Genomic DNA, 2,123 nt, shown 5'->3' with positions numbered 1-2,123 from the left:
GTCCTCGGGCCTGATGGCGAGTTCCTGAGTGCGCGGCTGTGAAGCCGAGGCGGTGCTGGCTGCTGCAGCCGCACGCATGCCGCCAGAGGCTGCTCCGCCACCCGGCCGGACCATGCCGCTGAGTGTCGAGCGCTGCATCGGGGTGCCCGCTGTCGCCCCTGCCAAAACTGGCTGCTGTCGCCGGCGGAAGAACCGGACCACCAGGAAGACAAGACCGCCGATGAGCGCGACCTGCGCCAGGAAGCCCAGGATGGAGGCCAGCGACCCGAGGCCGCCGAACAGGCCGGCGCCGAACAGTGCGCCCAGCAGACCTGCCCCGAGCAGGCCCGCGAAGAACCCACCACCGAAGCGGCTCCGCGCGGGCTGGGCCGCCTGGGCCGACGGCGTGGCCGGACGAGGCTGAACCTGGCTTGGAGTCGTCTGCGAGCGCTGGAGCGGTTGCGCGGCGGCGGGAGCCGTCTGGGTGGCCGGAGGAGCATCGAAGGTGCGCGAGCCGCGCGAGCCCACGCTGCCTTTGCTTCTGGCCTCGGCCATGCCGGTCATGGCGACGGCAAGCACACCCGCCAAGGCGAACGCCAAGCGTCCACGGCGCAGAGGGCTTGCCGCCTTGCGCTTGGGCTGACCGTTCTCCCGGTCGGTCGAAGACTGTTGCATCAGATGTTCTTTCCTGAGATCCGTGTCGAATTGGCTGCGCTACTCTTCTCGCTGCCTCTCCAAACCCTCATGACTGGGGCGAAGGGACAGCGCTGAAACGGCATAGGCTTGCCGATGGACCGCTCCCGTCGCCGGCGCATCGAACCCGCGCCTGCTGGCGGGTGATGACCTCGGCACGTCTTCTGGAATGTTCCATGCCCGGTATACGAAGCTGGCCCCGACCTTAATCCTGTCGCCGGCAAGAAATTTGCCTGCGTCTCACTTGGCCAATGCGCTCAGGCCTGCGCCCGGCGCGAGCATGAGGAAGGCCCAGGCAGAGGCGATAGTCGCCGTCTGGAACAGCAGCATCGGCATGGCGAAAACCCCAGCTGTCAGGGGCACCACAGCGCGCAGCGGGCCGATGAAGCGTCCCAGGAAGACGCCCCACGCGCCCCATCGGGCAAAGAACTGTTCGCCGCGGTCACTCAGATGCTGGTGCGACGAGAGAGGCCAGACCCGAAACACGGCATGCTTGAACCGAAAGCCGATGGCATAGGACAGCCAATCGCCGAGGATTGCGCCGATGGCCGCTCCAAGCCAGATCGGCCAGAACTCCAGACCGCTTGCCCCGACCAAGGCACCGATCCCGAGAAGCAACACGGTCGAGGGGACAAGCAGCGAAACGACGGCGACCGACTCGGTGAAGGCCAGCGCGCCGACAATCAATGGAGCCCAGCCTTGGTGCGCTCGAACAAAGTCGAGCAGCATCGTCGTGAGGATGTCGAGGTCCATGGGCTCTCCCGTTCAAGGACTGGTCACGATGCGACGACGCGCCAGCAGGAGCCGGCACGCGTTGGTTGTCCGCGTGGTATCACTCTCCTGAATTAAGCCGGTTTCGGTACGCCGGTTGCTCCTGCTGGCGGTACGGCCGGACGCGAGGTCCTGTGCTTTGCAGCACTTGTGCCGCCATCGTCCCGAATCGGAGGCTGTCCGTCGAGGAGGTTGCGGATCTCGTCGCCGGTCAGGGTCTCGTATTCGAGCAGGCCGCGGGCCAGGGCCTCGAGCTCGTGCGCCTTCTCGGTCAGGATGCGGCGGGCATCGTTGAGCCCGTCCTCGACCAGGCGGCGGACCTCCGAGTCGATCTTCTGGGAGGTCGCCTCGGAGATGTTCTGCTGGCGTCCCATGGACATGCCCAGGAAGACCTCGTCCTGGTTCTCGCCATAGGCCACGGTGCCGAGCTCGGGCGAGAAGCCCCACTTGGTCACCATCATGCGGGCCAGACGGGTCGCCTGCTCGATGTCCGACTGGGCCCCGGAGGTGACCTTCTCACGCCCGAAGATCATCTCCTCGGCGATGCGGCCGCCCATCATGATGGCCAGGCGCGAGGTCATCTGCTCGTAGGACATCGACAGCTTGTCCCGCTCGGGCAGCTGCATGACCATGCCGAGCGCGCGGCCGCGCGGGATGATGGTGGCCTTGTGCACCGGGTC

At 66.7% G+C, this 2,123-nt stretch carries 1 protein-coding gene and 2 pseudogenes; all 3 read right to left on the bottom strand.

What is annotated here, in order from left to right; all coding sequences use genetic code 11:
• Positions 1 to 654: pseudogene (locus tag KHP60_RS24770) on the bottom strand (hypothetical protein); the annotation flags it as partial.
• Positions 655 to 912: 258 nt separating this feature from the next.
• Positions 913 to 1,425 carry a DedA family protein gene (locus tag KHP60_RS24765; RefSeq protein WP_213566926.1) on the bottom strand — a complete coding sequence of 171 codons (513 nt, stop codon included), beginning with the start codon at positions 1,423 to 1,425 and terminating at the stop codon, positions 913 to 915.
• Positions 1,426 to 1,517: 92 nt separating this feature from the next.
• Positions 1,518 to 2,123: pseudogene (locus tag KHP60_RS24760) on the bottom strand (cell division protein FtsH); the annotation flags it as partial.

Source organism: Microvirga sp. 3-52 (assembly GCF_018383585.1).
In the GTDB taxonomy this organism is placed as follows: domain Bacteria; phylum Pseudomonadota; class Alphaproteobacteria; order Rhizobiales; family Beijerinckiaceae; genus Microvirga.
The sequence above is the reverse complement of the archived record's forward strand: the minus strand, read 5'-3'. Positions and strand labels throughout refer to the sequence as shown.

Coding starts and splice junctions, on each gene's coding strand:
- KHP60_RS24765 (WP_213566926.1), bottom strand. CDS start 1,425: ATGGACCTCGACATCCTCACGACGATGCTGCTCGACTTTGTTCGAGCG.